Below are 896 nucleotides of genomic sequence, written 5' to 3'. Positions count from 1 at the left end.
GCAGATGATTGACAAAACGCACAACAAGGGAAACATCCATGATCGTCTCTTATCCTAACTGATGACTTTCATATTCTTGGGCTTTAAGGCGCGCGAGTTCTTCTCGATAGGCAATCACATCCAGCCAATCCATCTGGTTAATTTCTGAAGGCGCCCAGTGATAATAAAGGGCTAGCTCTGCTCCAAATTGTCCGGCAGAGAGGATTGGCGTTGCGTAAAAAAAGCAAAAAAAGCCTTAAACACTGCCATAATGTCAACAACATCAAGACGATTAATCAATTCAACCGTTTCATGAGACATATCGGCTAAAAGCACGGCTATTCCTTCCATAGCCTCATGGGTAAATAAAGCCTCACAAAGCTTAAGAACAAGAATATCATTGCCCAATGTTTTTTTATCCTTTTCTACAGCGGGCAAAACGAGCTCTACCAACTGCGGTCCAATCAACACCGCTAATTGGCGTGCTTGCTTGAAGTTTGGGCGATAAAAGGTCAGTTTCTTGCAGAGAGTTTCTTTGCCACCTTTATCTTGATAAAGAAGCGGAACCTGCAATTCTACATCAATGCTGGTTTGTAAACTTGTCATGATCAATTCCTATAAATGAGAACCCTATCAATAATGAGAGCTTATAAATTGAGAATAGAGCGGCGGCGAGAACCGATCTCTTGCCCGTTGCGGACAAGCCAACCGCCCCGTTTAAACGAAAAGCGGTGCAAAACAGAACCATCCCAAAATTCCGTATAGTCCCAAACATTTTTGATCTCGCAATCATAGCCTGTAGCTTTTCCAGCTGTTAAGCCTTCACTATCCACTTTGACTAAGCGCCCTGTAACATCAATGGAATGCTCATGCTCGCGTCCATCTTCTTCAGAGATCACATGTTTTTTGCCTGTGAA

At 43.1% G+C, this 896-nt stretch carries 1 protein-coding gene and 1 pseudogene; both read right to left on the bottom strand.

Going from position 1 to position 896, the window contains the following annotated elements:
• Positions 1-171 precede the first annotated feature (171 nt).
• Positions 172-585, bottom strand: coding sequence for a hypothetical protein (locus ACFIKY_RS09035; RefSeq protein ID WP_375661737.1), 414 nt, complete (start codon positions 583-585; stop codon positions 172-174).
• A gap of 41 nt (positions 586-626) precedes the next feature.
• Positions 627-896, bottom strand: a pseudogene (locus ACFIKY_RS09030) (phage tail protein); the annotation flags it as partial.

Source organism: Bartonella sp. CR127HXZ, from assembly GCF_042194555.1.
Lineage (GTDB): Bacteria > Pseudomonadota > Alphaproteobacteria > Rhizobiales > Rhizobiaceae > Bartonella > Bartonella grahamii.
The sequence above is the reverse complement of the archived record's forward strand: the minus strand, read 5'-3'. Positions and strand labels throughout refer to the sequence as shown.

Bases quoted from the DNA above. Each gene is read 5' to 3' on its own strand.
- ACFIKY_RS09035 (WP_375661737.1), bottom strand. From the start codon at position 585: ATGACAAGTTTACAAACCAGCATTGATGTAGAATTGCAGGTTCCGCTT.